The 24,501-nt window shown below is 65.5% G+C and carries 24 protein-coding genes; 15 read left to right on the top strand and 9 right to left on the bottom strand.

Going from position 1 to position 24,501, the window contains the following annotated elements; translation table 11 throughout:
- Positions 1 to 14 precede the first annotated feature (14 nt).
- Entirely contained in the window at positions 15 to 941 is a 927-nt protein-coding gene (locus ACH2CY_RS25920) for a 2-hydroxyacid dehydrogenase (protein ID WP_395022779.1), read from the top strand.
- Here ACH2CY_RS25920 and ACH2CY_RS25915 read toward each other — a convergent pair.
- The 7 genes from ACH2CY_RS25915 to ACH2CY_RS25885 all read right to left on the bottom strand — a co-directional run bounded on the left by ACH2CY_RS25915 (position 910) and on the right by ACH2CY_RS25885 (position 8,555).
- The gene (locus ACH2CY_RS25915) at positions 910 to 1,974 is read right to left on the bottom strand and encodes a DUF1513 domain-containing protein (RefSeq protein WP_395022778.1); all 1,065 of its coding nucleotides are present in this window, start codon (positions 1,972 to 1,974) and stop codon (positions 910 to 912) included. The two genes, ACH2CY_RS25920 and ACH2CY_RS25915, sit on opposite strands and share 32 nt — an antisense overlap.
- A 1-nt stretch (position 1,975) precedes the next feature.
- Positions 1,976 to 3,046 carry an imelysin family protein gene (locus ACH2CY_RS25910; RefSeq protein ID WP_395022777.1) on the bottom strand — a complete coding sequence of 357 codons (1,071 nt, stop codon included), beginning with the start codon at positions 3,044 to 3,046 and terminating at the stop codon, positions 1,976 to 1,978.
- Between the two features lie 11 nt (positions 3,047 to 3,057).
- A complete protein-coding gene (locus ACH2CY_RS25905) occupies positions 3,058 to 4,350 on the bottom strand; it encodes a di-heme oxidoredictase family protein (RefSeq protein WP_395022776.1) in 1,293 nt (430 codons plus the stop codon).
- Positions 4,334 to 5,740 carry a multicopper oxidase family protein gene (locus tag ACH2CY_RS25900; protein ID WP_395022775.1) on the bottom strand — a complete coding sequence of 469 codons (1,407 nt, stop codon included), beginning with the start codon at positions 5,738 to 5,740 and terminating at the stop codon, positions 4,334 to 4,336. Before ACH2CY_RS25900 ends, ACH2CY_RS25905 begins: the two co-directional genes overlap by 17 nt.
- 97 nt (positions 5,741 to 5,837) lie before the next feature.
- Complete coding sequence (locus tag ACH2CY_RS25895) at positions 5,838 to 7,106, bottom strand: imelysin family protein (protein ID WP_395022774.1); 1,269 nt, start codon at positions 7,104 to 7,106, stop codon at positions 5,838 to 5,840.
- A 133-nt stretch (positions 7,107 to 7,239) separates the two neighbouring features.
- Positions 7,240 to 7,884 carry an FABP family protein gene (locus tag ACH2CY_RS25890; RefSeq protein WP_395022773.1) on the bottom strand — a complete coding sequence of 215 codons (645 nt, stop codon included), beginning with the start codon at positions 7,882 to 7,884 and terminating at the stop codon, positions 7,240 to 7,242.
- Between the two features lie 191 nt (positions 7,885 to 8,075).
- The gene (locus ACH2CY_RS25885) at positions 8,076 to 8,555 is read right to left on the bottom strand and encodes a winged helix-turn-helix transcriptional regulator (RefSeq protein WP_395022772.1); all 480 of its coding nucleotides are present in this window, start codon (positions 8,553 to 8,555) and stop codon (positions 8,076 to 8,078) included.
- Positions 8,556 to 8,572: 17 nt separating this feature from the next.
- On the opposite strand from ACH2CY_RS25885, the gene ACH2CY_RS25880 reads away from it, so the two are divergent.
- Both ACH2CY_RS25880 and ACH2CY_RS25875 read left to right on the top strand, forming a co-directional pair.
- On the top strand, positions 8,573 to 9,082 hold the full coding sequence (locus ACH2CY_RS25880) for a MaoC family dehydratase (RefSeq protein WP_395022771.1): 510 nt from the start codon (positions 8,573 to 8,575) through the stop codon (positions 9,080 to 9,082).
- Positions 9,083 to 9,180: 98 nt separating this feature from the next.
- Positions 9,181 to 10,479 (top strand): SGNH/GDSL hydrolase family protein, encoded by a 1,299-nt coding sequence (locus ACH2CY_RS25875; RefSeq protein WP_395022769.1) that lies wholly within the window; start codon positions 9,181 to 9,183, stop codon positions 10,477 to 10,479.
- A gap of 4 nt (positions 10,480 to 10,483) precedes the next feature.
- On the opposite strand, the gene ACH2CY_RS25870 is transcribed toward ACH2CY_RS25875, so the two are convergent.
- Positions 10,484 to 11,926 (bottom strand): sensor histidine kinase, encoded by a 1,443-nt coding sequence (locus ACH2CY_RS25870; RefSeq protein ID WP_395022767.1) that lies wholly within the window; start codon positions 11,924 to 11,926, stop codon positions 10,484 to 10,486.
- 167 nt (positions 11,927 to 12,093) lie between these two features.
- On the opposite strand from ACH2CY_RS25870, the gene ACH2CY_RS25865 reads away from it, so the two are divergent.
- The 6 genes from ACH2CY_RS25865 to ACH2CY_RS25840 all read left to right on the top strand — a co-directional run bounded on the left by ACH2CY_RS25865 (position 12,094) and on the right by ACH2CY_RS25840 (position 18,322).
- A complete protein-coding gene (locus ACH2CY_RS25865; RefSeq protein WP_395022766.1) occupies positions 12,094 to 12,861 on the top strand; it encodes a FadR/GntR family transcriptional regulator in 768 nt (255 codons plus the stop codon).
- Complete coding sequence (locus ACH2CY_RS25860; RefSeq protein ID WP_395022764.1) at positions 12,858 to 14,054, top strand: PLP-dependent transferase; 1,197 nt, start codon at positions 12,858 to 12,860, stop codon at positions 14,052 to 14,054. The genes ACH2CY_RS25865 and ACH2CY_RS25860 overlap by 4 nt, the downstream gene beginning before the upstream one ends.
- A gap of 57 nt (positions 14,055 to 14,111) precedes the next feature.
- Complete coding sequence (locus tag ACH2CY_RS25855; RefSeq protein WP_395022762.1) at positions 14,112 to 15,386, top strand: ABC transporter substrate-binding protein; 1,275 nt, start codon at positions 14,112 to 14,114, stop codon at positions 15,384 to 15,386.
- A 112-nt stretch (positions 15,387 to 15,498) separates the two neighbouring features.
- Positions 15,499 to 16,428, top strand: coding sequence for a carbohydrate ABC transporter permease (locus ACH2CY_RS25850; RefSeq protein ID WP_395022761.1), 930 nt, complete (start codon positions 15,499 to 15,501; stop codon positions 16,426 to 16,428).
- Positions 16,428 to 17,258, top strand: a complete 831-nt coding sequence (locus ACH2CY_RS25845) for a carbohydrate ABC transporter permease (protein ID WP_395022760.1) — start codon at positions 16,428 to 16,430, stop codon at positions 17,256 to 17,258. The genes ACH2CY_RS25850 and ACH2CY_RS25845 overlap by 1 nt, the downstream gene beginning before the upstream one ends.
- A gap of 2 nt (positions 17,259 to 17,260) precedes the next feature.
- Positions 17,261 to 18,322 carry an ABC transporter ATP-binding protein gene (locus ACH2CY_RS25840; RefSeq protein WP_395022758.1) on the top strand — a complete coding sequence of 354 codons (1,062 nt, stop codon included), beginning with the start codon at positions 17,261 to 17,263 and terminating at the stop codon, positions 18,320 to 18,322.
- On the opposite strand, the gene ACH2CY_RS25835 is transcribed toward ACH2CY_RS25840, so the two are convergent.
- Positions 18,319 to 18,951: a GntR family transcriptional regulator gene (locus ACH2CY_RS25835; RefSeq protein ID WP_395022756.1), complete on the bottom strand. Its 633-nt coding sequence runs from the start codon at positions 18,949 to 18,951 to the stop codon at positions 18,319 to 18,321. The genes ACH2CY_RS25840 and ACH2CY_RS25835 overlap by 4 nt on opposite strands.
- 384 nt (positions 18,952 to 19,335) lie before the next feature.
- Here ACH2CY_RS25835 and ACH2CY_RS25830 point away from each other — a divergent pair, with 384 nt between their 5' ends.
- The 6 genes from ACH2CY_RS25830 to ACH2CY_RS25805 all read left to right on the top strand — a co-directional run bounded on the left by ACH2CY_RS25830 (position 19,336) and on the right by ACH2CY_RS25805 (position 24,500).
- On the top strand, positions 19,336 to 19,806 hold the full coding sequence (locus ACH2CY_RS25830) for a PAS domain-containing protein (RefSeq protein WP_395022755.1): 471 nt from the start codon (positions 19,336 to 19,338) through the stop codon (positions 19,804 to 19,806).
- 372 nt (positions 19,807 to 20,178) lie between these two features.
- Positions 20,179 to 20,571 carry a hypothetical protein gene (locus ACH2CY_RS25825; protein WP_395022752.1) on the top strand — a complete coding sequence of 131 codons (393 nt, stop codon included), beginning with the start codon at positions 20,179 to 20,181 and terminating at the stop codon, positions 20,569 to 20,571.
- A gap of 175 nt (positions 20,572 to 20,746) precedes the next feature.
- Positions 20,747 to 21,277: an inorganic diphosphatase gene (gene ppa / locus ACH2CY_RS25820; RefSeq protein ID WP_395022751.1), complete on the top strand. Its 531-nt coding sequence runs from the start codon at positions 20,747 to 20,749 to the stop codon at positions 21,275 to 21,277.
- A 570-nt stretch (positions 21,278 to 21,847) separates the two neighbouring features.
- Positions 21,848 to 22,471, top strand: a complete 624-nt coding sequence (locus ACH2CY_RS25815; protein WP_395022750.1) for a FecR domain-containing protein — start codon at positions 21,848 to 21,850, stop codon at positions 22,469 to 22,471.
- A 38-nt stretch (positions 22,472 to 22,509) separates the two neighbouring features.
- Positions 22,510 to 23,274 carry an SDR family NAD(P)-dependent oxidoreductase gene (locus ACH2CY_RS25810; protein WP_395022749.1) on the top strand — a complete coding sequence of 255 codons (765 nt, stop codon included), beginning with the start codon at positions 22,510 to 22,512 and terminating at the stop codon, positions 23,272 to 23,274.
- Between the two features lie 14 nt (positions 23,275 to 23,288).
- Positions 23,289 to 24,500, top strand: a complete 1,212-nt coding sequence (locus tag ACH2CY_RS25805) for an acyl-CoA dehydrogenase family protein (protein ID WP_395022747.1) — start codon at positions 23,289 to 23,291, stop codon at positions 24,498 to 24,500.
- The last annotated feature ends 1 nt before the right edge of the window (position 24,501 follow it).

Here is a 24,501-nt window from a genome sequence, read left to right as displayed (position 1 = left end):
GCCCTGGAGTCTCGATGACGATCCTATACGCGGCGGATCCCGCGGAGTCGGAAGCCTGGATCGGCAGCCTTCGCGCCCTCGATCCCAAGCTGGATTTCGCCACCTGGCCGGATTGGGGCGATCCTGACAAAGTCGATTTCATCATCGTCGGCGGGCGCTCGCCGGGGGATCTCTCGATCTTCAAGAACGCAAGGGCGATCCAATCGACCTGGGCCGGCGTCAACCATCTGCTCAAGAGCAAGTTTCCGCCTGGCGTCCCGATCGCGCGGATGGTCGACCAGGGGCTTTCGGCCAATATGGTCGAGTATCTGGTCTACTGGGTGCTCGATGCCTTGCGCCAGGGCCGGGAGCTTCGCGCGGCGCAGCGCGAGGGCAAATGGATCGACCTGCCGCTGCGCTGGGCGCGCGATTTCCCGGTCGGCATTTTGGGCCTCGGCACCTTGGGCGTCGCGACAGCGGAGAAGCTGGTGGGCCTCGGCTTCCCGGTCTCCGGATGGAGCCGCACGGCGAAGACCGTGGCCGGCGTCCGCGCATTCCACGGTGCTGGGCAGCTCGGCGATTTCCTCGCCCCGTTGAAATTGATGATCTGCCTGCTGCCTTTGACCAACGACACCGAGGGCATTCTCGACGCGAAGCTCTTCGCCGGCCTTACCGACGGCGCCATCCTGGTGAATGCCGGGCGCGGCGGGCACACCAACGATGCCGATCTCCTCGCTGCACTCGATTCCGGCAAGCTGGCGTATGCGCTGCTCGACGTCTTTCGCGAGGAGCCGCTGCCGCCGGACCATGTCTTCTGGCGCCGCAAGGACATCGTGATCACGCCGCATGTCGCGGCCATCACCCGTGCCGGCACCGGGGCCGAGGATATCCTGGAAAACTACCGCCGCGCGCTGGCCGGCAAGCCGCTGCTCAATCCGGTCGATCCGTCGCGCGGCTACTAGCCGTAAGGTGGTTGTCCCATTGCGGCAGGTGATTGGCGGACTGCTCGAGCAGGCTTGAAGCAACTCCTTTCGGCGTGGCCGTGACCCGGATGCGCATGCCGGCACCCGAGGTGAAAACGAAGCTGCCGTGCGCTCCATCGGCGACGATGCCGCAGCCGTCGCGCAATTCGACGCAGCCGAGATAACGTCGGTCGGGCAGATGCCATAAGGCGGCGACGCCGCCATGCGGCGAACTGGCGGCGGCGATGCTGCCGCTGCAGTCGATGGCGGCGCTGCCGCAATAGCCGCGCAGCCGCATCAGGTCGCCCAGCGGCAGTTCCAGAAACTCGATCGTGCCGCCGCGGGTGAGCAGGCCGGCCATCGGCCGCCAGTCGGTCGCGGCATCCTGGTCCTGCATGACGAAGACGATCTCGCCGGCCGCACTTTGCGCCAGGTGGCGGATCGAGAGCGAGATCAGGTCCTCGTCAAGCGCGTGCTTGGCGAGCAGCGCGCCGTCCCGCGCATCCAGCAGCACCAGGCTGGATTCGATCTCGGCTTCCATCGCCAGCTTGTCGCGGATACCGCCGTTGCCGATCGCCAGACTGCGGTCCGGTTCCGCCCAGATCAGTTCATGCGGCTCGATGCCCTGGGTCGGGAAGGTGGCGACCGGCATCCCATCCGCGACGTTGAAGACGGCGATGCTGCCGGCCTGGTCGCCGTCGCGGCTCTCGGTCGCGTAGAGCAGGGTGCCGGCGCGGTTGAAGACCGCATGGCCGTCGAAGCTGCTGCCCTCCGGCGCGGCTATCCGGTTCAGCAGCGCGCCGTCCGCGGCACGGCAAAAGGTGATGGCGGCACCGGGCTTGCGGTCGATGATGGCGCAGAGCCTGCCGTCCGGGCTGAGCTCGAGCGTGTGGCCCCGTGCCGGCATGGGCTGTTGCCAGACAATCCGGCCCTTGGCGTCGAGTCCGGCGGCCCCGTAGCCCTCCGGCCCCGGCTTCAAGTTGCAGGCACTGAAGTAGCGCGGCGGTTCTTGCTTCCGGGAGAACAGGCCCATCTCAGGATCCGTCGCCGTCCATCTCGTTGAAGCCGAGCGAGATGCCGAGTGCCGCCGGCACCTTCTGGTTCAGCACGTCGCGCAGATGGTTGACCGCGATCAACAGCGCGCCGACCTTCTTGCGGCCCTCGGCATCGGTGACAGCGGTGTCCAGCGGCTCGGGCGCGGCATCGACTGCGGCCAGGGCGGCATCGAAGGCCTTGGCAATCTCGTCCTTGAGCGCGGCCTGGTCGGCGCCGAGCAATGTCGCAAAGCCGGACGGGCCGGCCAGCGCATCGCGCAGCGCCTGCAGGTTCAGCTTGATGTTCTTCAGCGACCGGCCGGCGCGCCATTGCTCGGCGGATTTCGGCTTGGCCTTGTCGAGCGTCTGGCCGCGCGGGCCGGCGATCTTCTGGTCGCTGACGATTTGCAGACCGGTCATCAACCCGGCATAGAGCTGCGCGGTCGCTTCGTTCGGATCCTGGGCGAAAAGCTTGGGCTCGGCCTGTGCCTGCTCCCAGGCCGCCGCCAGCTCTTGTGCCACAGTGTCGAGATTGTGCGCGATCGCCTGGATCACGGCGATCCGCGCCTTCTGCTCCGGCCCGGCCGAGAGCACCTGGCGCGCCGCGTCGCCGTAGAGCAACCGCTCCAGGGCGGGCAGGCCCTGCACCGCGACACTGGATTGTGCAAACTTCTCCGTGGCGAGCGCATCGGGGTCGGCCTTGGCCAGCAGAGCGGCGAGCTGTTTGTCGATGATCGGCCGCTTCTCCGGCCAATACTCGAAACGCTCCGAGCGTTGCTGCGCGCCGAGCGGACCCAGACGGAAGAACTGCGCCTGCATCCAGGCGTCGGAGACGGAATCGAAGGTGACGCGCAAGGCGGCGAAACCATCCTGGCTCGGCTGCGCGGCAAAGTCGTCCGCGGCTTGTGCGAGTTTCCTGGTCTCGCCGGCCAGGGTCTTGAAGGCGGGCGTCACGACGTCGCGCGCATAACCCGCGTTGAAGGCGGCGAAGTCCGCGGCCTGCGCCGGCGCGGCGATGACGCCGAGCCAGGAAGCGATGAGCGCGATGCGGCTGACGAGACCTTTGATCATATACCTGCTTCCTAGAGCGAACCGATGAAGTCGATGAGTGACTGGCGGTCTTGCGCCGAGAGTTGCTCGACATGCTGCCGCGCCTTGGCCGCCTCGCCGTCATGCCAGAGGATCGCCTCCAGCAGGCTGCGCGCGCGACCGTCATGCAACAGGCCGGGGTTTTCGGCGCGCAGGGCCTGGCCCATGCCCCAGAGCGGCGCCGTGCGCCAATCCTTGCCGGAGGCTTCGCCTTCCTTCATGTGGTCGGCGAGGCCGAAGCCCATGTCATGCAGCAGCAGGTCGGTGTAAGGCGCGATCTTGCGTCCGCCGGCGAGTTCAAAGGACGGCCGGTGACAGGCGGTGCAGCCTGCCTCGGTGAAGATCTTGCGTCCGGCTTCGGCATTGGCGGCGGGCTTGACCGGCGGCAGCATCGCTTCGCTGACGAAGCGGTCGATCAGGCGGGTGAGGGAGGACGGCACTTCCAGCCCATCGAATTGTTCCGAGGCGCCGGTCGGCATCTTCAGGCAGTCCGGCTGCTGCTGCGTGCAATCACCGAAGGCATCGCGATAGACCGGGTTGGAGAGGCCGATGTCGAGATCGAGCGCCTTGCCATCCTGGACCTCCAGGCTGGGCGCGCTCGCCTTCCAGCCGAAGCGGCCCAGCGCGCGCTTTCCGGTGATCGGGTCGGTGACGTAGTTCGGCTTGCCGCCGTCCGGCTGGACATTCGCGAGGATCGCGGCCTCCGGGATCTGCTCGAGCAGGCCTGTGCCGTGGATCGCGGTCGCGAGGCGCGGGCTGACCACGGTGGTGGAGGCGAGCGCGCCATAGGCGAGCTTGTCGAGTTTCGCGATCGGCTTTCGCAATTCGACCAGCGTGCCATCGGCCAAGGTGACGCTGTGGCTTTCGAAGCTGACCCCGGTCGCGGCTTCCGCGCTGATCCCGGCCACCGACTGGCTCTGGATTTGCCGGCCATAGATCGGGTCGCCGGCTTCGGTGGTTGCGGCATTGTGCCCGCCGAGGCGGAACAGCAGCGCCGGCAAAGTCGCACCGAGCTGGTCGAAGGGTTGGCCGCGCCCGCCGCCGGGATGGCAGGAGACGCAGGCCCGCGCGTTGAACAGCGGTCCCAATCCGTCGGCCGCCTGGGTCGAGGCGGGCGCCGCCGCCCAATGGCGTTCGAACAGCGCGCGGCCAATCTCGAAGTCGAGACCCTTGGCGTCCTGCGGCAAAGCGGGATCGCGCACCACGTCCGGCGCCGGGTTGGCCAGCGCGGGATGCGCGGCAACGGCGATCAGGATCGCGAGGAGGGGGTTACGCCACCAGGACATATCCCATCATACCGGTTTCCTGATGCTCGATGATATGACAGTGGAGCATCCAGGCGCCGGGATTGTCGGCGACGAAGGCGATCTTCAGGCGCTCCTTCGGGGTCACCAAGGCCGTGTCGGCGAAATGCGGCAGAATCTTGCGTTTGTTCGAGGACAGCACCTTGAACGTATGGCCATGCAGATGGATTGGATGCGGATGCGGCGTCGCGTTGACGACTTCCGCGACGACGGTCTTGCCCTTCTGGAACGAGGCCAAGGGCGGCGGCAGCCGGCCCTCCTCGGTCGAGGGCCAGGTCTGGCCGTTCATCGCCCAGAAGGTGCGCTGGGTGAGGCAGAGGCTGTCAGCCAGCGGCAAGGTTTCGCCGTTCGGCAGCTTGAGGTCGGCCGGCAGCGGGCTCGGTGCCGACGCGGCGCTGAGGCGCAATGTGAAATCGACCGCGTCACTTGCCTTCGGCTCCGGAATGAGCGGCGTCTTCAGCGGCGCCGGTTCGAAGGCCGGGCGATCGAGCGGCGCGCCTTCGGCCTCGAAGGTCGCCAGCACGACCGGCTCCGCAGCGTAGTAGTTCATCAGTTTCACGCTACCCGATTTCGGCGCGCGGAAGGTGATATCAAGCCGCATCGCCGGTCCCATGCGCCAGGGTTCGAGCTTGGTCGGCGCCAGCGCATTGCCGTCGGTCGCGATCATCCAGCCTTCCGCGCCCTCGAGGCCGAGATCGATGAGTCGCGTCATATCGACATTCAGGAAGCGGACCCGGATATCGCCGTTGGCGGGCACCTTGAAGACGGGTTGGTGCTGGTCGTTGACGGTCTGGAAGCTGCCGAAAGTGCCGGCCGTCCCGGCGCCCTTGTTGGTGGTCAGCGCGCCGAAGCTGCCGTCGTCGTTCACCCGCCAGTCCCGATAGAGGCAGACGAGATCGGCGTCGAACGGCCGGGTCTCGTCGCCTTCGATGATCAGCACGCCGGCGAGGCCCTGGCCGAGCTGGGTGATGGTGTCGCAATGCGGATGGAAGAAGAAGGTGCCGGGATCCGGCGGCTGGAAGGCATAGGTGAAGCTCTGTCCCGGCAGGACCGGGTCCTGGGTCAGATAGGGCACGCCGTCCAGCGCGTTCGGCAGCCGGATGCCGTGCCAGTGGACCGTGGTGTGCTCGGCAAGCTCGTTCTTGAGCGTCGCGCGCAGCCACTGGCCGTGCCGGATGCGGATGATGCTCGGCCCATCGCCATAGCTGATGGTCGGCGTGATCTTGGCGGGGGCGGGGAGCAATTGCCGCGGCCGCAGCTTCGCCGTCAATGCGACATCAACGATGTCGGCGTCTTCCGGCGGCAGCGGCGCTTTTGGATAGCGCGGCGCGGCGCTGAAGGCGTGCGGTGCCAGGCTTACGGCGCCGGCCATGATCAGGCCGGCGCCGCCCAGTCCGAGCAGCTTGCGCCGCGAGAGGTGTGGAGTTTGAAAGCTGGCTGGCAGAATTGGCTCGCTTTCGTCTCTCTGTTTACTGGCCGACCGCCGAGGGGTTGTCCAGGCTGTCCGAACCCTCGACCGTGATCTTCAGCCCGAGGCTGGCGACCGCCGCTTCGAAGCCATGGGCCTGGGCGACCAGGGTATCGACCACATTCTGGACGATCTTGTTCCCTTCCGGATTGCCGTCGCCGATCATCTGGTCATAGGCCTCTTTGCCGCTGTCGCCGGTCTGCTTGAGCACGCTCATCGCCCCATTGGTCGCCTTCATGGCGTTGACCACGCGCTGCGCGACCTTGATGTCCGTCGCCTTCATCAGGGCGCGCAGGCTCGGGCCCTTCACTTCGCTGCCGTCGGTCCGCTTGTAGCTGCCATTGTAGATCTCCCACATACCAAGCTGGTCGTAGTAGTGGGAATTGTGCGTATTGTCGCTGAAGCAGTCGTGCTCTTCCTCGGGATCGTGCAACATCAGGCCGAGCTTGGTGCGCTCGCCGGCCAGCTCGCCATAGGAGAGGCTGCCGAGACCAGTGAACATGGCGGTCAGACCCTCCTGCGGGTTGGCGAGCAGGCGGGTGCGGCCGGCGCCGCCCTCGGCGAAGACCGCTTCCATCTTCTTCAGGTCGTCGATCAGCAGGGTGGCGGCGCTGCGCAGATAGTCGGCGCGGCGGTCGCAATTGCCATGGGTGCAGTTGGCGGTATCGAAGTCGCTGGCCGGACGGTTGCCGGCGCCGGGACCGGTGCCGTTCAGATCCTGGCCCCAAAGCAGGAACTCGATCGCGTGATAGCCGATCGCCACATTGGCCTCGTTGTCGCCGGCCGATTGCAGCGAGGTGATGAGTTCCGGCGTGATCTTGGCGGCATCGACCGTCTTGTCGCCCATCTTCAGCGACGGGTTGGCGATCACGTTCAGTGTGTAATAGGGGTTGCTGTCGGAGGTCGTGCCGTAGCCGCTGTCGACATAGTCGATCAGGCCTTCGTCGAGCGGCCAGGAATTGACGTTGCCCTCGAGGTCGTCGATCTCCGGATTGCCGAAGCGGAAGACCTCGGTCTGCATGTAGGGAACGCGCGCGGCCTTCCAGGCATCCTTCGCGGCGCTGAGTGTCGCGTCATTCGGGCCGACCAGGAAGGCATCGATGGCCGTCTTCAGCTTCTCGGCCTCGTCTACCGAGTCCTGGAACATGGCTTGGCCGATATCGGCATAGGTGGTCAGGATCGCCTTCGGATCTGGACCGGCAGCCTGCGCGGCAAGGCTGGTGCCGGCGAGCAGGATCGCGGAAAAGGCCAAGGTCAGACGGCGGTGCATCGGAGGGGCTCCGGGTGGGATGGGTTGTCGGGTGTACCTCTGGTAATGCAAGTCATTCGCAATTGCAAGGCGCGTCGGGTCGCACCCTGGTGACCGCTGCGGCGGTCCCAGGCGGCGGTCCCAGGCGGCGGGGCTAGCCGGCTTTGGCGAGTTCTCCGAGCAGCGGGTTCGGCACCGGTGCCGCGACCCGCCGCAGGGTGTTGGTATCGCGGTGGTCGAAGGCGGGGGTCTGGCCGCGCAGCGCCAGATCGGTGCGCGTCACGTAGCTCCAGCTGTCATCGCCGTGGAAGGTGATGTCGATGCGGTAATAGTCGGTGCGGAACGCTTCCTCGAGGAAAGGCGTCGAGCAGATCCCGAACTTGGTGTCGCCGCGCCGCGCCTCGACCGAGATCGTGTTGTCGCCCGGCGCCGCCTTGCCGCCCGCCAGCACCACCTGGCCGCGCGGGATGGCGATGGTCTGCATGATCAGGCCGGTGGCCGGCTCCCAGAGCCAGTAGCCGACTTGGTCGTGGAAGGTGGTCTTTTCCTCCGGCGTGTTGATATGGGTGTGGTAGCGCAGGCCGTAGAGCAGTTGCGGGCCATTGGGCTGCGGATCAATGGGCTCCATCCGCGTCACTTCCCGGAACACGCGCCGCTCCGGCCCTTCGGCCTTCGGGTTGATATCGACGCCGAGGTCCGATGCCCATGTGCCGGCCAGGCGCCGCAGCGGCCCCAGATTCGCCAGGGTGTCCGGCGCGATGTCCTCGGGTTCAGTGAAGATGTCGTCTGGAATGGCCATGAGTCCCCCGCATTGGCTGATCTTGCGAGAATGCGCATTCGGCCGCGCGAAGGCAACCCGGGCGCAACCGCCGGATCGGCCCGTCACTATCATTCTGCAAGTCGTGGCCGGCGGGAAACTATCGCCATGCCAGTGAGCATGGTCACAGACGGATCAGGCGGGGGAGGGTCAGTTGGCTGGGCGAGCGAGAATCAAGGGACCGCGTAGCGATCACGGATGCGGGCCTTGGCGGCCGGACCGGGACGCAGCACGAAGTCCTTGTCGGTCATCGGCCGGCCGGTCAGGCGATCCGTAAGGATGGGATCGGCTGGTTTGCCGGTCCTGGCATCGACCAGGAGCAGCGCCTTGCCCTCGGGCGTGAAGTGGCGGTTGCCCCAGGCCATGAGGGCAAGGAGCACCGGACGGAAATCCCGGCCCTTGTCGGTCAGGACGTATTCGTAGCGAGGCGGGCGTTGATTGTAGAGGCGGCGTTCGAGAAGGCCGGATTTCACCAGCGAGGCGAGGCGCCGCGTCAGCATGTTGGGCGCGATGCCGAGGCTCTGCTGGAACTGATCGAAGCGGCTGTAGCCGTGCAGCGCATCGCGGAGGATCAGGATGCTCCACCATTCGCCCACGCGTTCGAGCCCGCGCGCGATCGGGCACTGGGTATCACCGATGCGTTTTTTCTTCATGAAGGAAATCTAGGCAAATGACTATCATGCTGCAAGTCAAGGACGAGGCCGCGGTCATGAATCGCATGCCGGAAATGCCGAAGGCTCCGGGCCTTTATCTGGAGGACATCGTCGTCGGCGACCGCTTCTGCGGCGGCGCCATCGCGGTAACCGCCGAGACCATCAAGACCTTCGCCCGCGAGTTCGACCCGCAGCCCTTCCACACCGACGAGGTGGCGGCCAAGTACTCTTTCTTCCAAGGCCTCGCCGCCAGCGGCTGGCATACCGCAGCGATGACCATGCGCCTGCTGGCCGAGTTCGGGCCGAAGGTCGCCGGCGGGTTGATCGGCGGCAGCTGCGAGGTCGCCTGGCCGCAGCCGACCCGACCGGGGGACGTGCTGCATATCGAATGCGAGATTCTCTCGGTGACGCCGTCGCGCTCCAAGCCGGAGCGGGGCAGCGTGCTGATGCGCAGCGAGACCCGGAACCAGCGCGGTGAAGTGCTGCAGGTGCTAACAGCGCGGCTGGTGGTGCCGCGGCGGAATTAGTCCGACGAAAGTCGAAGAGCACGGGAAATTCGGAACCTGTACCCTCCGTTTCGATTGTAAAGCGGCTTCACGCAAAATCGACGAAATGGGAGGCAGGAATGGCGTTCAGCAATGTCGACGCACTGCGGCGTCGGTCAGGGGTCACCAAAACCATCAAGTTGGTCGGCGCGGCTGCGCTTGCGGTCGCGCTGGCTCTTCCGAGCATGGCGGCGCAGGCGGATGACTGGATCGGCACCTGGACCGCGAGCGTCCAGCCGGTCTGGGAGCCGGACTTTCCAGTGCCGACCAACATCCCGCGCAATCTGTGGAACCAGACCGTCCGCCAGACGGTGCGCGCCAGTATCGGCGGCAAGCAGGTGCGGGTTGTGTTCACCAATGAATACGGCACTCAGCCGCTGCTGATCGGCGCCGCCCATGTCGCCCTGGCGGACAAGGGTGCCGCGATCGTCGCCGGCTCCGATCGCAAGCTGACCTTCGGCGGCAAGGATTCGATCGAGATCCCGCCGGGAGCGCCGGCGATCAGCGATCCGGTCGCGCTCGATGTGGCGCCGCTGGCCAAGCTCTCGGTCAGCCTGTTCGTGCCGCGCACCGAGCCGACCAGCTCGATGCATTGGGACGGACACGATACCGCCTATATCGTCGCCGGCGACCAGACCGCGGCGGCGGATTTCAAGCCCGACAGCAGCATCGTCTCGCGCGTCTACCTGAGCGGGGTGATGGTCGATGCGGCGGCGGATGCCCGCGCCATCGTGACTTTCGGCGATTCCATCACCGACGGCGACGGCTCGACGGTCGATGGCTTCGACCGCTGGCCCGACAACCTCGCCGCGCGCCTGGTGCAGGCCGGCGGCGCGCCGGTCGCGGTGCTGAACCAGGGCATCTCCGGCGCCAAGATCCTGAAGGACCGCATGGGCGTGAACGCGCTGGCGCGTTTCGACCGCGATGTCCTCAATCAGCCGCATGTCACCACGGTGACCTTGATGATGGGCATCAACGACATCGGCTGGCCGGGCTCTGGCCTCGCCCCCAACGACAAGCAGCCGACCGCCGAGGAGATCATCGCCGGCTACCAGCAACTGGTGACCCGGGCGCATCTGCACGGCCTCCGAATCATTGGCGTGACGCTGACGCCATTCGGCGATTCCTTCGCGGGCACGCCCTTCGAGGGCTATTACTCTGAAGCCAAGGAGAAGATCCGCGTCGCGGTCAATGAGTGGATCCGCAACAGCGGCGAGTTCGACGGCGTGATCGACTTCGACAAGGCGGTGCGCGACCCGGCGAAGCCCTCCCATATCCAGGCGCAGTTCGACAAGGGCGACCACCTGCACCCGAACCCGGCCGGATATAAGGCGATGGCCGAGGCGATCGATCTCGGCATGCTGCTCGGGAACAAGTAGCGCGCTAGGGCGTCGACGGCGCCGGCGCTGCCTCAGCCGGTGACGCCGCCGCTTCCTGCTGCTTCGGCAGCACGATCGTCACCGTGGTGCCCTTGCCCAAGGTGCTCGCGATCGCGATCGTGCCGCCATGCAGTTCCACCAGCCGCTTGGTGATGGAAAGCCCAAGGCCGATGCCGCCGCGCCGCCGCGTCATGGCCGAGCCGCTGAACACGAAGGGCTCGAAGATGTGCGGCAGGTCCTTCGCCGCAATCCCGAGGCCGGTATCGGTGACGGTGATCCGGATCTCGTCCAGGCCGTCCGCGGCGGCCTCGAGGCGCACGGCGCCGCCGGGCTCGGTATACTTGAAGGCATTCGAAAGCAGGTTGGTCAGGACCTGCTTGAGCAGTTGCTCGTCGCCCTCGATCGCCACCGCGCCGTCGTCGATCTGGGTGGAGAAGCTGATCCGCCGCGCCCGCGCCTGGTGAATGGTCAGGCCCATCACCGCGTCGAGCGCGGTGCGCAGGTTCATGGGCCGGGCCTGCACGGTGATCTTTCCGGATTCGATCCGCGCCATGTCGAGCACATCGTTGATGATTCCGAGCAGATGCTGCCCGGCGGAATGGATCAGCCGCGCGTATTCAGTCGTGGAACCCGCGGCATTGATGACGCGGCTGTTGGACATCATGTCGGAAAACCCAATGACCGCGTTGAGCGGCGTGCGCAACTCATGGCTCATATTGGCCAGGAACTGCGATTTGGCTCGGTTCGCGGCATCGGCCTGGGTGCGTTCCTCGGCCAGCTGCACGTTGAGGACCTTGAGCGCGTCGGCCTGCCGGGTGAGCGCGTCGGTGATATGCTCGGCGCGACGCCGCGCGGCGCTGAGGTCGCAGATCACCAGCACCAGCGCGATGGTCACGATCATGACCTGATCCGCATGGGCGATGACGGCGCCGAGCTCCATCTGGCGGAACAGCGGCCAGGCCAGATTGACGACGGCGCGCAGCATGTAGAGCAGGCCGAGAAGGAGCGTGATCGTTTCCCGATGGCCCGCGAGCAGCAGAAAGCCGAGCCCGACATAGACCGCACCGCTCAGGGCCGGCAGGTAGAAGAATCCGATTACGCCGAACTTCGTGCCGACCTGGGCCAGCAGGAACAGGGCCGCCGCGCCTGCGCCCAGGATCGACCAGGCGGCGCGTCGCCCGGTCAGGATGAGACAGCCGCCGATCTGCACCGCGACCGAGGCAATGTAGAAGAGGTCGGCGAGAGGCTCGGCATAGGCCTGCTGGCCGGTCAGGCGCCCGGTGGTGGAGGCGACGAGCGACAGCGCCACGGCAGCGAAGGATACGCCGAAGATGAGCAGATACGGCCGGCGGTCCAGGTGCCAGAGCACGCCGAGAACCAGCGCCACGGCAAGATCCGTCACCGCAGCGGCCATGCCGATGAACATCAGGAGATCACGCAGGACCAAGCCGGCACCTCGCTCGCAGCAGGCTGAGGCACCCGGCGGGCTAGAAGGAGATTCCCATCGAATAAAGCCCCAAAACCGGCTGTCGATGCTCCGAATGCTGTCGCAGTGCGGGATTGGCAGCTTAGCTTGACTCTCGTCCCGGTTCCGGCAAATCTGTCAGATATCAGATGTCAGACCAATTTTGGGAAGTCTGGCCCTGCCACCTGACTCTGGGAGGGCGGTTGATCGAGATCCATTCCGGCCTGAAGCCACTGCCGAAGTCGGATCGCGCGCGGAGCGTGATGACGGCGATGGCGGATTTCATCGCCCGGTCCGGCTTCAAGCCCGGCGACCGGCTGCCGGCCGAGCGGGAGTTCATGGAAGGCTTGGCGGTCGGCCGCTCCACCGTCCGCGAGGTGATCCGCCAGCTCCAGGCCCTCGGCGTCGTCGAATCCCGGAAAGGCAGCGGCACCTATCTCCTGCGCGGCGTCTCCGCCGACACCGTGCATATGCCGCTCTCCTTCGACAGCGCGCGGCTGCGCGACGCGCTGCTGCAGACCCTCGATATCCGCCGCGGCCTGGAAGCCGAGGCGAGCGCCATCGCCGCGGTCCGCCGCAGTGACGATGACCTCAAGGAGATCGAGGTCAAGCTCGAGGCGATGGAGGCGGTGCATCATTCGGAAGGCACCGCCGGCCCGCAGGATCTCGCCTTCCACCTCGCGGTCTATGACGCCACCCACAATCCGCTCTTCCCGCAGCTCCTGGAGCAGATGCGCGAAGCCTTCGAGAGCTTCTGGGAGCAGCCGTTCGAGCGTTCGGATTTTGCGCGCCGCTCTTTCCCGTTCCACCGCGAGCTCTATGACGCGATCGCGGCCCGCGATGCCGAGCTCGCCCGCCGGAAGACTTTGGCCATCCTCGACATCGTCGAGGAAGACATCAAGGAAATGTCCCAATGAGTGGTAACGACGCCCGGCAAACCGGCATTGGCCCCGAAGATGCCTTTGCGGAAGCTTCCATGGCCGTCGTGCATGACGATGCCAATCCCTACGACGCGGTGGTGCCGCCGATCGTGCAGACCTCGCTCTTCACCTTCGCGTCCTACGCCGAGATGGAGGAGACCTATAAGGGCCTGAAGAACCGCCCGACCTATTCGCGCGGCCTCAACCCGACGGTGCGGGTGTTCGAAGAGAAGATCGCCGCGCTGGAGCATACCGAGGATGCGCTCGGTTTCGGCAGCGGCATGGCGGCGATCTCCTCGACCGTGCTCACCTTCGTGAAGCCGGGCGACCGCATCGTCGCGGTGAAGCATCTCTATCCCGATGCCTATCGCCTGTTCCAGACTTTGCTGGCGCGCCTCAACATCAGCGTCACCTATGTCGATGGCAAGGACCAGGACGCGGTCACCGAGGCGCTGCCGGGTGCGGCGCTGTTCTACATGGAGAGCCCGACCAGCTGGATCATGGAGCCCCATGACGTCCGCGCTCTGGCGACCCTGGCGCAGCGGCAGGGCGTCGTCAGCGTGATCGACAACTCCTGGGCGACGCCGATCTTCCAGCGCCCGATCACGCTCGGTGTCGACTTGGTGCTGCACTCCGCCTCGAAATACCTGAGCGGCCACAGCGACGTGGTTGCCGGCGTGGTGGCCGGGCGGAAAGAGCTGATCGACAAGATCCGCAAGCAGACTCTGCCTTATCTCGGCGGCAAGCTCTCGCCTTTCGATGCCTGGCTGCTGACCCGGGGCTTGCGCACCCTGCCGATCCGCATGAAGGCGCATGAAGCGGCCGGTCTCGAAGTCGCACGGCGGCTGCAGGCGCATCCGAAAGTCGCGTCGGTGCAGCATCCCGGCATCGGCAACCGTCTTCCCGCGGGCCTCGACGGCACCTCCAGCCTGTTCTCCTTCATCTTCAAGGAGGGCGTCGATATCCCGGCCTTCGCCGATCGCCTCAAGCTCTTCAAGCTCGGCGTCTCCTGGGGTGGCCATGAAAGCCTGGTCGTCCCCGCCCAGGTCGTGCGCCAGCAGGCGGCGGGTCCCAATTCCGCGCTCGATTTCGGCATCGATGCGCGGTCGGTGCGTCTGCATGTCGGTCTCGAAGGGGTCGAGGCCCTGTGGAACGACTTGAAGGAGGCGATCGAACACGCCTCGCGCTAGTGCCGAGAAGTAATCAACAACAATCGTAACCCAAATAATTCAAAACAGGAGGAACTGATGTTGAAGAAATTGCTGATCGCCGGCGCCGCCTTCGCGGCGCTCTCGGTCGGAACCGCCCTTTCGGGTCCAGCGGGGGCGGAGACGCTGAAGCTGGTCGAAGTGATCACCAGCCCCGAGCGCACCGAGACCCTGAAGGGCATCGTGAAGTCGTTCGAGGCCGCCAATCCCGGCACCACGGTCGAGATCATCTCGCTGCCCTGGGGCGAGGCTTTCGAGAAATTCGCCACCATGGTCTCCGCCGGCCAGACCCCGGACGTGGTGGAGATGCCGGACACCTGGCAGGCGCTCTACGGCAACAATGGCCAGCTCGAGGATCTCGAGCCCTGGGTCGCGAAGTGGGACCAGGCCTCCGACCTCAGCCAGAAGGCCCTGGACATGGGCCGCATCGTCGGCGGCAAGACCTATCTCTTGCCCTACGGCTTCTATCTGCGCGCCATGTTCTACAACAAGAAGCTGTTCGAGCAGGCCGGCGTGAAGGAGCCGCCGAAGACCCTCGACGAGTTCCTGGAAGCCTCGAAGAAGGTCTCGGCCATTCCCGGCAAATACGGCTATTGCCTGCGCGGTGGTCCCGGCGGCCTCAACGGCTGGGTGATGTTCGGCGCGATTGCCAACGGCGACAACACCTTCTTCAAGGAAGACGGTACCTCGACCTTCGCCGATGCGGGTTGGGTCAAAGGCATCACCTTCCTCACCGATCTCTACAAGAACGGCTATGCGCCGAAGGACAGCGTCAACTGGGGCTTCAACGAGATCGTGGCCGGCTTCTATTCCGGCACCTGCGCGATGCTCGACCAGGATCCGGACGCGCTGATCGCCATCGCCGAGAAGATGAAGCCGGAAGACTACGGCGTGACCACGATGCCGAAGGGCCCGAATGGCAAGACCTTCCCGACCATCGGCTACGCGGGCTGGTCGATGTTCTCCAACAGCCAGAACAAGGACCTGGCCTGGAAGCTGATCGCGACGCTCGAGGGCAAGGAAGGCAACGTCGCCTGGAACAAGCGGACCGGAGCTCTTCCGGCCCTGAAGTCGGCGGCGACCGATCCCTTCTACGACAGCCCGCAGTTCAAGGGCTGGTTCGACGAGCTGGGCGACAAGGACGTGGTGCCGACCATCATGCCGACCTATCTCGAGGAGTTCGCCTTCTTCAAGGACAGCCTGGTGATCAAGACCAGTCAGGAAGCCTTGCTGGGCGATCGCACCCCCGAGGACGTCGCCAAGGAATGGGCCGACTATATGACCAAGGCCCAGCAGAAGCATCTGAAGAAGTGACGCTGACACGTCCCCCCACCCTAACCCTCCCCCGAAGTCGGGGGAGGGGACCCTCTTCTCCCTCCCCCGACTTCGGGGGAGGGCCGGGGTGGGGGGAAGTCTCATCCCTCCGATGACCGCACTCGCTTCTTCCGGCACACCCCGCAGCACCCCTCTGCTGCGCCGGCTGACGGTCGCCGCTGAACCCTATCTCTACAGCGCGCCGGCGCTGATCCTGATCATCGCGATCATGCTGGTGCCGCTGGCGCTTGGCTTGTCCTACGCGTTCCGGGACGTGAAGCTGCTGAACCCGCTGAGCGGCGCCTTCATCGGCCTCGATCACTTCCGCGAATTGATCGACGATCGGACCTTCGCCCGCGCCTTGAAGAATACCTTCTTCTGGGCCGGTGCCTCGGTCGTTCTGCAATTCGCCTTCGGTCTCATCCTGGCGCTGCTGCTGAACCGGCCCTTCCACGGCCGCGGCATCGTGCAGGCGCTGGTCTTCCTGCCCTGGGCGGTGCCGAGCTTCCTTTCGGGGCTGAACTGGGCTTGGATGTTCAATCCGGTGATCGGCCCGATCCCGCATTGGCTGTTCGCGCTGGGGATCATGGATGCGCCGAACAACATCCTTTCCGATCCCCATCACGCCATGTGGGGGCCGATCATCGCCAATGTCTGGTGGGGCATCCCGTTCTTCGCGATCACTTTGCTGGCCGCCCTGCAGGCGATTCCACGTGATCTCTACGAGGCGGCTTCGATCGACGGCGCCAACGCCCTGCAGCGCTTCAAGTCGATCACGCTCCCGTTCCTGGCGCCGACCATCGCCATCACCATCCTGCTGCGCACAGTCTGGATCGCCAACTTCGCCGACTTGATCGTGGTGATGACCAACGGCGGCCCGGCCGACCGCACCCAGATCGTCGCCAGCTACATCTTCACCCAGGCTTTCCGTCGCTTGGACTTCGGGTATGCTTCTGCCATTGCGGTCGTGCTCCTGCTGCTGCTGATGGCCTATGCGCTGCTGATCGTGCTGCTGCGCCAGTCGATGCTGAAGAGGGCATGATGCGCAGCACCCTCATCGGCACGCTCCTGCACCGCCTGGCGATCCTGGCATATGTCGTCTTCGCACTGTTCCCGCTCTACTGGCTGCTGAAGGTCTCGGTGACGCCGGACGACTTGCTTTACAGCGAGGGTGTCAGGATGTGGCCGTCCCATGCCAGCTTCGCGAATTACGGCTTCGTGCTGGAGCACAGCGACTTCCCGAAATTCTTCAAGAACAGCGTCATCGTCTCGGCCTCGACCGCCTTCATCGTGACCATCCTGGCCTCGCTCGCGGGCTATGCGCTCTCGCGCTTTACCTTCCGCGGCAAGTATTGGATCGTCGTCTTGATGCTGCTGACCCAGATGTTTCCGCTGGTGATGCTGGTCGCGCCGATCTTCAAGATGCTCGCGCCCCTGGGACTGACCAACAGCCTCACCGGCCTGGTCATCGTCTATGTCGCCTTCAACGTGCCCTTCGCCACCTTTCTGATGCAGTCCTTCTTCGACGGCATCCCGAAGGAGCTGGAGGAGGCGGCGATGATCGACGGCGCCTCGCGCTTCCGCGCCTTCAGCCAGATCATCCTGCCGCTGACCCTGCCGGGCATCGCCGCGACCCTGGGTTTCGTGTTCACCGCCGCGTGGAGCGAGCTGCTGTTCGCCCTGATGCTGATCTCGGGTGCGGATTCCAGCACCTTCCCGGTCGGGCTGCTGACCTTTGTCTCCAAGTTCGCGGTCGATTTCGGCCAGATGATGGCGGCGGGCGTGCTGGCGCTTATTCCCGCCTGCCTCTTCTTCCTCCTGATCCAACGCTATCTCGTCCAGGGCCTCACCGCGGGCGCTGTGAAAGGCTGATCATGGCTTCGATTGATATTGCCGCAATCCGCAAGAACTACGGTTCGATCGCCGTGCTCCACGGCGTCGACCTCGCGATCAGGGACGGCGAGTTCGTGGTCCTGGTCGGCCCCTCGGGCTGCGGCAAGTCCACGCTCTTGCGCATGATCGCCGGCTTGGAGGAGATCAGCGCCGGCGAGATCCAGATCGGCGGCCAACGGGTCAACGATCTCGAGCCCAAGGACCGCGACATCGCCATGGTGTTTCAGTCCTACGCGCTCTACCCGCATATGACCGTCGCCGGGAACATGAGCTACAGCTTGCGCCTGCGCCGCGCCGCGAAAGAGCTGATCGCCGGCAAGGTCTCCGCCGCCGCGGCGACGCTCGGCCTGGAGAACCTGCTGGAGCGCCGCCCGCGCGCGCTTTCCGGCGGCCAGCGCCAGCGCGTCGCCATGGGTCGCGCCATCGTGCGAGCGCCGAAGGCGTTCCTGTTCGACGAGCCGCTCTCCAACCTCGACGCGCGCTTGCGCGAGACGATGCGCGGCGAGATCAAGCGCCTGCACCAGTCCTTAGGCGCCACCTCGATCTACGTGACCCATGACCAGATCGAAGCGATGACCCTGGCCGACCGGATCGTCGCCATGAATGCCGGGCTGGTGCAGCAGGTGGGCTCGCCGCTCGATCTCTACGATCGGCCGGCCAATCTCTTCGTCGCCGGCTTCATCGGCTCACCGGCGATGAACATGTTCGGCGGCACCTATTGCGCGGAAGAACGGGTGTTTGTCGCCCATGCCAATACCCGCATCCCGCTCGGCCGCGCCTATGCCTGCGCCAACGGCGCACCGGTGACCTTGGGCATCCGGCCGGAGCATGTCGTGGTCGGGGGCGGGCAGGGCATCGCGGCGCCGGTCGACCTGGTCGAGCCCACCGGCTTCGGTACCATCCTGCACTTGCGCGCCCTGGGCGCCGACTTGAAGGCCTTCACCCTCGAGCGCAAGACCGCCCAGGTCGGCGAAACCACGACCGTCACCCTGCCGCCGGAGCGGCTGCACCTGTTCGACGCCGAGGGTGCGCGGATCGCCTAGCCGCGCCCCCCGCTCTTCCGGAACTCCGCCATTCGCGCCAGCATCATCGAGATGTGGTTGCGGCGGACGTAGCCGACCGCCTCGAAGTCATTGACCTCGAGCGCGCGCAAAGTCTCCTGAACCTCGTTGTGCAGATACTCGACCTCGCGTTTGGGGTCGGTCTGGTCCATCCAGCCGTACCAGTAGCGATCGGCCTGGTGGTAGAGCACCTCGATGAAGTGCTTCAGCATCGGCGAGCCGATCACCTTGTTGACGAGGTTGTGGAACACCTCGCAATGGGACGAGAACAACGCGATGTCGGGCTTGCCGGGGGCGGCGAGCATGCGTTTCAGGTCTTCGCCGACCCCGCGGATCGCCGCCATGTCGGCGGCCGAGATCGGCCGCGGGGCCGCGCGCCCGATCAGCGCCACCAGTTCCAGGCGCAGAAGGTAGATCTGGTCCAGCGCCGCGTCATCCACCTCGGTCACGCGCACGCCGACGCCGTTGCGGATCTCGACCAGGCCCTCGGTCTCGAGCTGTTGCAAAGCTTGGCGCACCGGGGTGCGGCTGACGCCGAACTCGGCGGCGATCTCCTGTTCCTTCAGCCAGGCGCCCGGCGGGTAATGCCGGATCGCGACCCGCTGCCGCATGGTCTCGTAGATCAAGAGCGCGTTGGAACGGAATCCCGGATTCTCCGTCGCGCCACGCCCGTTCTCGTCTCCGTTGGGGACCTGCCCGCCGCTTGAATCGGGCGTTAGGATTGCGGTCTCCGCAGGAATCTGCGACACCTTGGGAGAGGGGCGGCTCGGGGCGGGCATGTCGCTGTGTCGTGCTCCGGCTTCAAGAGTGACAGTGGGGAACGCGGGCTAGTGTATAGGTTCGCCGCCTTCGTCAAACAAGCAGGATACCGCGGCGGCAATGCGCCGCTGCCGATTTTGCGTCGCGGGGAAGCCCGCTACTTATAATATTTGCCATTGGATTCCATAAGACCAAAAATGGCCGCGGGATTGGATACGCGTTCGGGGACGGGGCGAATGGCGCGGTCGATAGAAGGTCTGCTGGCGCGGATCCAGCATCCGATCCTGAAGCGCATGGTCGCCTTCTGGGATGAGAAGCGCGCCGGTCGTGCATGGCCGCTCCGTGCCGATCTGGATCCGCTCGATTTCTGGTTTGCCGTCGGCTACGTCAGCCTGATCGACGTTTGGGCCGCGGAAACGGGTCGGCGCCGTTATTTCTTTCGCCTCGACGGCACGCGGCAGGTCGACCTGTTCGGGGTCGACTTCACCGGCAAGTTCCTGGACCAGGTCTACGACGCCGAGAGCCTTCCGCTCGCCGAAGCTTCCTACGGCGCCGCGGTCGAGCAGGGCGAGCCGCAATACCACGTGCGCCAGGTCGACTTCCACGACCGCCCCATTCAATACGAGGTCGTCATCCTGCCGCTGTCGCGGACCGGCGCCGCGGTGGACATGTTGATGACGGTCGTCACGCGGAACGAGGAGATCTGACGGGGCGGAGCATTCCCCCGTGTCGGGCTGTGTCCTGCGTCACTGCCCCCGGCCCGGAGGAGCCTTATGTTGAGGATGCCGATGTGAAGCGGGGAGCCCGGAACGGGCGGAATTTCGGGGGCGGGATGCGTCATCAGGGCAGTTTTGCTCACCGAAATTTGTGTATTCGGGCGGACGGACCTTGGCCGTATAATTGGGCGGGTGGGTCAGGGCCTTAATTCCCGAGCAATGCCGGCGCGACGAAGCGATGACAGCCGCTTCCAGAGCCCTGTCAGCGCGCGCCGGGCGAAGCTCGGATCGAATTTGCGGATGAACGAAAACACGCCCCGGATGGACCAAGTTGTCCAAGGGCGTCATGGAAAGGGATAGACGATGAAGCGCTTTTTGGCAGTTGCAGCTACGCTCGGGATCGCTGCGGTGGCTTTGGCCGGCTGCACCGCCACGAGCCAGCCGATCGTGGACACCAAGGGTGTCGATTCTCAGCAATTCGCGCAGGACAAGTACGAGTGCGAGCAATACGCCGACAACGCCAACGTGGCGGGTGACGCGGCGGTGGGCGCCCTCGGCGGCGCTGCGGGTGGTGCTGCGCTCGGTGCGATCACCGGCGCCCTGGTCCCCGGCGTCAGCGCCGGCGGCGGTGCGGCCCTTGGTGCGGCGACCGGCGGTGTGGTCGGCCTGGGCGCCGGCGCCTATAGCGGCGTCGAGCAGAAGCGGGAGATCTACCGCAACTGCATGCGGAACCGCGGCTACAGCGTCCTTAACTAGTCTTTTTGCGCTGCAGCATTTCTGACTTTTATTCGCCCCGGGCCGGGAGTATATCCTGGCCCGGGGTTTCGCATTTTCAGCCCCCGGGGCTTTCCCCCAGGCATTTTCCCCGTTCCGGGGCGGGCCGTTCCCAGGACGCGATTCTGGGGAGGCCCGATGTGAGGAGCATTGAAGATTGGATCTTTCCAAGGTCGGGATCGGCCAGAACGCGCCCTATGACGTCAATGTCGTGATCGAGGTGCCGCTCGGCGGCGTGCCGGTGAAATACGAGCTCGACAAGGATTCCGGCGCGCTGTTCGTCGATCGCTTCCTGCATACCGCGATGTTCTATCCCGGCAACTACGGCTTCATCCCGCACACCCTCGCCGACGACGGCGATCCGGTGGACGTGGTGGTGATCGGTCCGACCCCGGTGGTGCCCGGCGCCATCGTTCGCTGCCGCCCGATCGGCGCGCTGATGATGGAGGACGAGGCCGGCGGCGACGACAAGATCATCGCCGTCCCGGTGGACAAGCTTCATCCCTATTACGCGAATGTCGGTTCCTTTCGCGATCTGCCGGAAATCCTGCGCGAGCAGGTGAAGCACTTCTTCACCCACTACAAGGATCTCGAACCCGGCAAATGGGTGAAGTTTTCTCGCTGGGCGGAACCGGAAGAGGCGATGGAGCTGATCCGCAAGGGTATCCAGGCGCAACGGGATAAGTAGGGTTAAGCCAAGCGCAGCGCGGCTTTTCGAGATTCGGAGCCGGCGGCTTTATCCACCGCTTTTCACTGCCTGCGACATCGACTGCCTTGACGCTTGCCGGTTCGAGGCATAGCTTTTTAGGTGACAGCCAAGAGCTGCTGCGACTTCCGAAAAGTGCTTCTTTCGAAGCGGCAACGGAAGTCAGCGCTGACCGACGATCGGTCGCTGCGGCAACCCCTCGTCGGATATCGCAACCGCCAACAGGAGGGTGTCCAAACAACATGACTCCACCGGCGATAAAGAGCGACAATCTGGCTAAGACAGCAGATTGAATGCCCGGTTTACCGACTGGGCAGCGGAACGCCGCGGGCCATAGCGCCCCATCGCACCGCACCTGAATGGTCGGATTGGCGGCAACTCCGCAACAACCCATCAAAGCCCCGCTCGTGCTCAGGCACGGGCGGGGTTTTCAGTTCCGTTCTCCCCTGCCAAACCCGAGGGGAGTGTCAGCCATCACAAGCGACGTTCCCGCGCATGGCGCCTTGCCGCCCGCGTGCTAGATTCACGCCGACCAACGCGGGAATACCGATCATGCACAGAGCTTGGCTCCTCTTCCCTTGCGCCGCTTTCGCCCTGATCCTCTCGATGCCCGGCGCCGAAGCCGCGGATGCTGCGGTCATCGGCAACGCGACGCAAATGAAGCCCGAGGCCGGTGCCCGGTTCGAGGGCCAGGCGCGGGAGCTCGCAGTTGGCGCCGAGGTGCACCGCGACGAGCAGGTCTGGACCGCGAGCGGCGGGCGCCTGGACATCGCTTTTGCCGACGGCAGCAGCATCACCCTGGGCGAGAATGCCCGCGTCGTGCTGGACGAGTTCGTGATGCCGGAAGGTGCGGGCGGCGGCAGCCAGGTGGTCCGCAGCATCACCGGCGCCTTGCGCTTCGTCGGCGGCACGGTCGACAAATCCGGCTCGACCAAGATCGTCACCCCGATCGCCACCATGACCGTGCGCGGCACCGAGTTCTTTGCCGGCCCGATCGACGGCGCCTACGGCGTCTTCGTCTTCGACGGCCAGGTCGATGTCGCGACCAGCGCCGGCTCGGTGACCCTGAAGAAAGGCGAGGGCACGACCCTCACCCAGAGCCGCATCGCCCCCACACCGCCCAAGACCTGGGGCGACGCCAAGATCGCCCGGGCGGAGAAGATCGTCGGGTACTAGTTGCGTGCGACTGCGGCTTGCGACATCTTGCAGGCCGCATGTCCCAGTTCTCCCTCGCCAACCAGATCGCGGTCGTGACGGGCGCTTCCTCCGGGCTCGGCGCGCATTTCGCGCGCGTGCTGGCGGAGGCGGGGGCGAAGGTGGCGCTGCTGGCGCGGCGCAAGCGCCTGGCGGAGGAGATCGCCGCCGAGATCGACCATGACGGCGGCCGCGCGCTCGCCTTCGCCGCCGATGTGACCGATGCCGACAGCCTGCACCAGGCGCTCGCCGACATCGAGCAGCAGCTCGGCATCCCCGACATCCTGGTCAACAATGCCGGCGCCCATGCCGGCGACATGGCGCTGGACCTCAAGACCGCTGAGTGGGACCAGATGCTGGAGACCAATCTCAAGGGCGCCTGGCTGCTGACCCAGCAGCTGGCCCAGCATTGGGTCGAGAAGCAGCATTCGGGGTCGATCATCAACATCGCCTCGATCCTCGGGATCGGCGTCAGTCCCGGCGTCATGCCCTATTCGGTCTCGAAGGCCGGCCTCATCCAGATGACCAAGGCGCTGGCGCTGGAATGGGCGCGCTATGGGATCCGGGTCAACGCCATCGCGCCCGGCTATTTCCCGACCGACCTCAACCGCGACTTCCTGGCGAGCGAGGCGGGCGAAGCGATCAAGAAGCGCGTGCCGATGCGGCGCTTCGGCGCATTGGCGGATCTCGACGGTCCGCTGCTCTTGCTTGCCTCATCCGCCTCGGCTTACATGACCGGCAGCGTCATCACCGTCGATGGCGGCCATCTGGTCTCCAGCCTCTAAGGCACGCACCCATCATGGATTTTGCCCTCTCGCCTGAAACCCAGGACACCTGCAAGCGGATCAACGCCTTTCTCGACCGGCACGTGATCCCGCTGGAATCCGATCGCGCCAACTACGACGAGGGCGAGAACATCCGCCTCGATCTCTTGGCCGAGCTCCGCAAGAAGGCGCGGGCCGAGAATCTCTGGTGCCTGCAGATCCCGAAATCCGAAGGCGGGAACGGCTTGCCCAAGGGCCAGACCGTCACCCATATGGCGGCCTGCTACGAGGCCATGGGCCGCTCGATCTTCGGCCCCGTCTGCTTCAACAGCGCCGCCCCCGACGACGGCAATCTCTATCTGCTGAACAAGGTCGCGACCCCGGCGCAGAAGGAGAAGTGGCTGAATCCCATCATCCGCGGCGAGGCGCGTTCGGCGATCGTGATGACCGAGCCCGCGCCCGGCTCCGGCTCCGATCCCGCCGGCATGATGAAGACGACGGCGACGAAGCATGGCGATACCTGGGTGATCAAGGGCCATAAGTGGTTCATCACCGGCGCCGGCGTCGCCGATCATTTCATCCTGCTGGCGCGCACTTCGGACGATCCGCGGCGCGGCCTCACCACCTTCCTGTTCCACAAGGACCAGCCCGGCTGGAAGCTGATCCGCCGCGTGCCGATCATGGGACCGGAGGAGCATGGCGGCCATTGCGAGCTCTCCTTCGACGGGCTGGAGATCAAGGACAGCGAGCGGCTGATGGAAGTGGGCGAGGGCTTGAAGGCGGTGCAGATCCGCCTCGGCGTCGCGCGCCTCACCCATTGCATGCGCTGGCTCGGCATGGCCAAGCGCGCCATGGAGATCGCCGGCGATTACGTGAAGGAGCGCGAGTCCTTCGGCATCAAGTTGATCGACCACGAGGGTGTGCAATGGATGCTGGGCGAGGCCGCGATGCAGATTGAGATCGGCCGGCTCTTGACCATGCATGCGGCCTGGCGCATCGACCAGGGCCATCGTGCGCAGAAGGAAGTGGCGATGGCGAAGATCGCCGTCGCCGATGTGCTGCACAAGGCGATCGCCACCTCGATCCAGCTCTGCGGCGCCCGCGGCTATTCCAAGGACACGCTGCTGGAATGGATGTACCGCTACGCGCCCCAGGCGAAGCTGGTCGATGGCGCCTCGGAAGTGCACAAGATGCTGCTGGCCAAGCACTTCATGAAGGACGGTCGCGACTTCTGGCAATGGGGATGAG

It is taken from the genome of Dongia sp., assembly GCF_041905885.1.
GTDB lineage: Bacteria > Pseudomonadota > Alphaproteobacteria > Dongiales > Dongiaceae > Dongia.
Note: the sequence above shows the minus strand (reverse complement) of the source record. Positions and strands in the feature narration are given on the sequence as shown.

Bases quoted from the DNA above. Each gene is read 5' to 3' on its own strand.
- ACH2CY_RS25920 (WP_395022779.1), top strand. From the start codon at position 15: ATGACGATCCTATACGCGGCGGATCCCGCGGAGTCGGAAGCCTGGATC.
- ACH2CY_RS25915 (WP_395022778.1), bottom strand. From the start codon at position 1,974: ATGGGCCTGTTCTCCCGGAAGCAAGAACCGCCGCGCTACTTCAGTGCC.
- ACH2CY_RS25910 (WP_395022777.1), bottom strand. From the start codon at position 3,046: ATGATCAAAGGTCTCGTCAGCCGCATCGCGCTCATCGCTTCCTGGCTC.
- ACH2CY_RS25905 (WP_395022776.1), bottom strand. From the start codon at position 4,350: ATGTCCTGGTGGCGTAACCCCCTCCTCGCGATCCTGATCGCCGTTGCC.
- ACH2CY_RS25900 (WP_395022775.1), bottom strand. From the start codon at position 5,740: ATGGCCGGCGCCGTAAGCCTGGCACCGCACGCCTTCAGCGCCGCGCCG.
- ACH2CY_RS25895 (WP_395022774.1), bottom strand. From the start codon at position 7,106: ATGCACCGCCGTCTGACCTTGGCCTTTTCCGCGATCCTGCTCGCCGGC.
- ACH2CY_RS25890 (WP_395022773.1), bottom strand. From the start codon at position 7,884: ATGGCCATTCCAGACGACATCTTCACTGAACCCGAGGACATCGCGCCG.
- ACH2CY_RS25885 (WP_395022772.1), bottom strand. From the start codon at position 8,555: ATGAAGAAAAAACGCATCGGTGATACCCAGTGCCCGATCGCGCGCGGG.
- ACH2CY_RS25880 (WP_395022771.1), top strand. From the start codon at position 8,573: ATGACTATCATGCTGCAAGTCAAGGACGAGGCCGCGGTCATGAATCGC.
- ACH2CY_RS25875 (WP_395022769.1), top strand. From the start codon at position 9,181: ATGGCGTTCAGCAATGTCGACGCACTGCGGCGTCGGTCAGGGGTCACC.
- ACH2CY_RS25865 (WP_395022766.1), top strand. From the start codon at position 12,094: ATGTCAGACCAATTTTGGGAAGTCTGGCCCTGCCACCTGACTCTGGGA.
- ACH2CY_RS25860 (WP_395022764.1), top strand. From the start codon at position 12,858: ATGAGTGGTAACGACGCCCGGCAAACCGGCATTGGCCCCGAAGATGCC.
- ACH2CY_RS25855 (WP_395022762.1), top strand. From the start codon at position 14,112: ATGTTGAAGAAATTGCTGATCGCCGGCGCCGCCTTCGCGGCGCTCTCG.
- ACH2CY_RS25850 (WP_395022761.1), top strand. From the start codon at position 15,499: ATGACCGCACTCGCTTCTTCCGGCACACCCCGCAGCACCCCTCTGCTG.
- ACH2CY_RS25845 (WP_395022760.1), top strand. From the start codon at position 16,428: ATGCGCAGCACCCTCATCGGCACGCTCCTGCACCGCCTGGCGATCCTG.
- ACH2CY_RS25840 (WP_395022758.1), top strand. From the start codon at position 17,261: ATGGCTTCGATTGATATTGCCGCAATCCGCAAGAACTACGGTTCGATC.
- ACH2CY_RS25835 (WP_395022756.1), bottom strand. From the start codon at position 18,951: ATGCGGCAGCGGGTCGCGATCCGGCATTACCCGCCGGGCGCCTGGCTG.
- ACH2CY_RS25830 (WP_395022755.1), top strand. From the start codon at position 19,336: ATGGCGCGGTCGATAGAAGGTCTGCTGGCGCGGATCCAGCATCCGATC.
- ACH2CY_RS25825 (WP_395022752.1), top strand. From the start codon at position 20,179: ATGAAGCGCTTTTTGGCAGTTGCAGCTACGCTCGGGATCGCTGCGGTG.
- ACH2CY_RS25815 (WP_395022750.1), top strand. From the start codon at position 21,848: ATGCACAGAGCTTGGCTCCTCTTCCCTTGCGCCGCTTTCGCCCTGATC.
- ACH2CY_RS25810 (WP_395022749.1), top strand. From the start codon at position 22,510: ATGTCCCAGTTCTCCCTCGCCAACCAGATCGCGGTCGTGACGGGCGCT.
- ACH2CY_RS25805 (WP_395022747.1), top strand. From the start codon at position 23,289: ATGGATTTTGCCCTCTCGCCTGAAACCCAGGACACCTGCAAGCGGATC.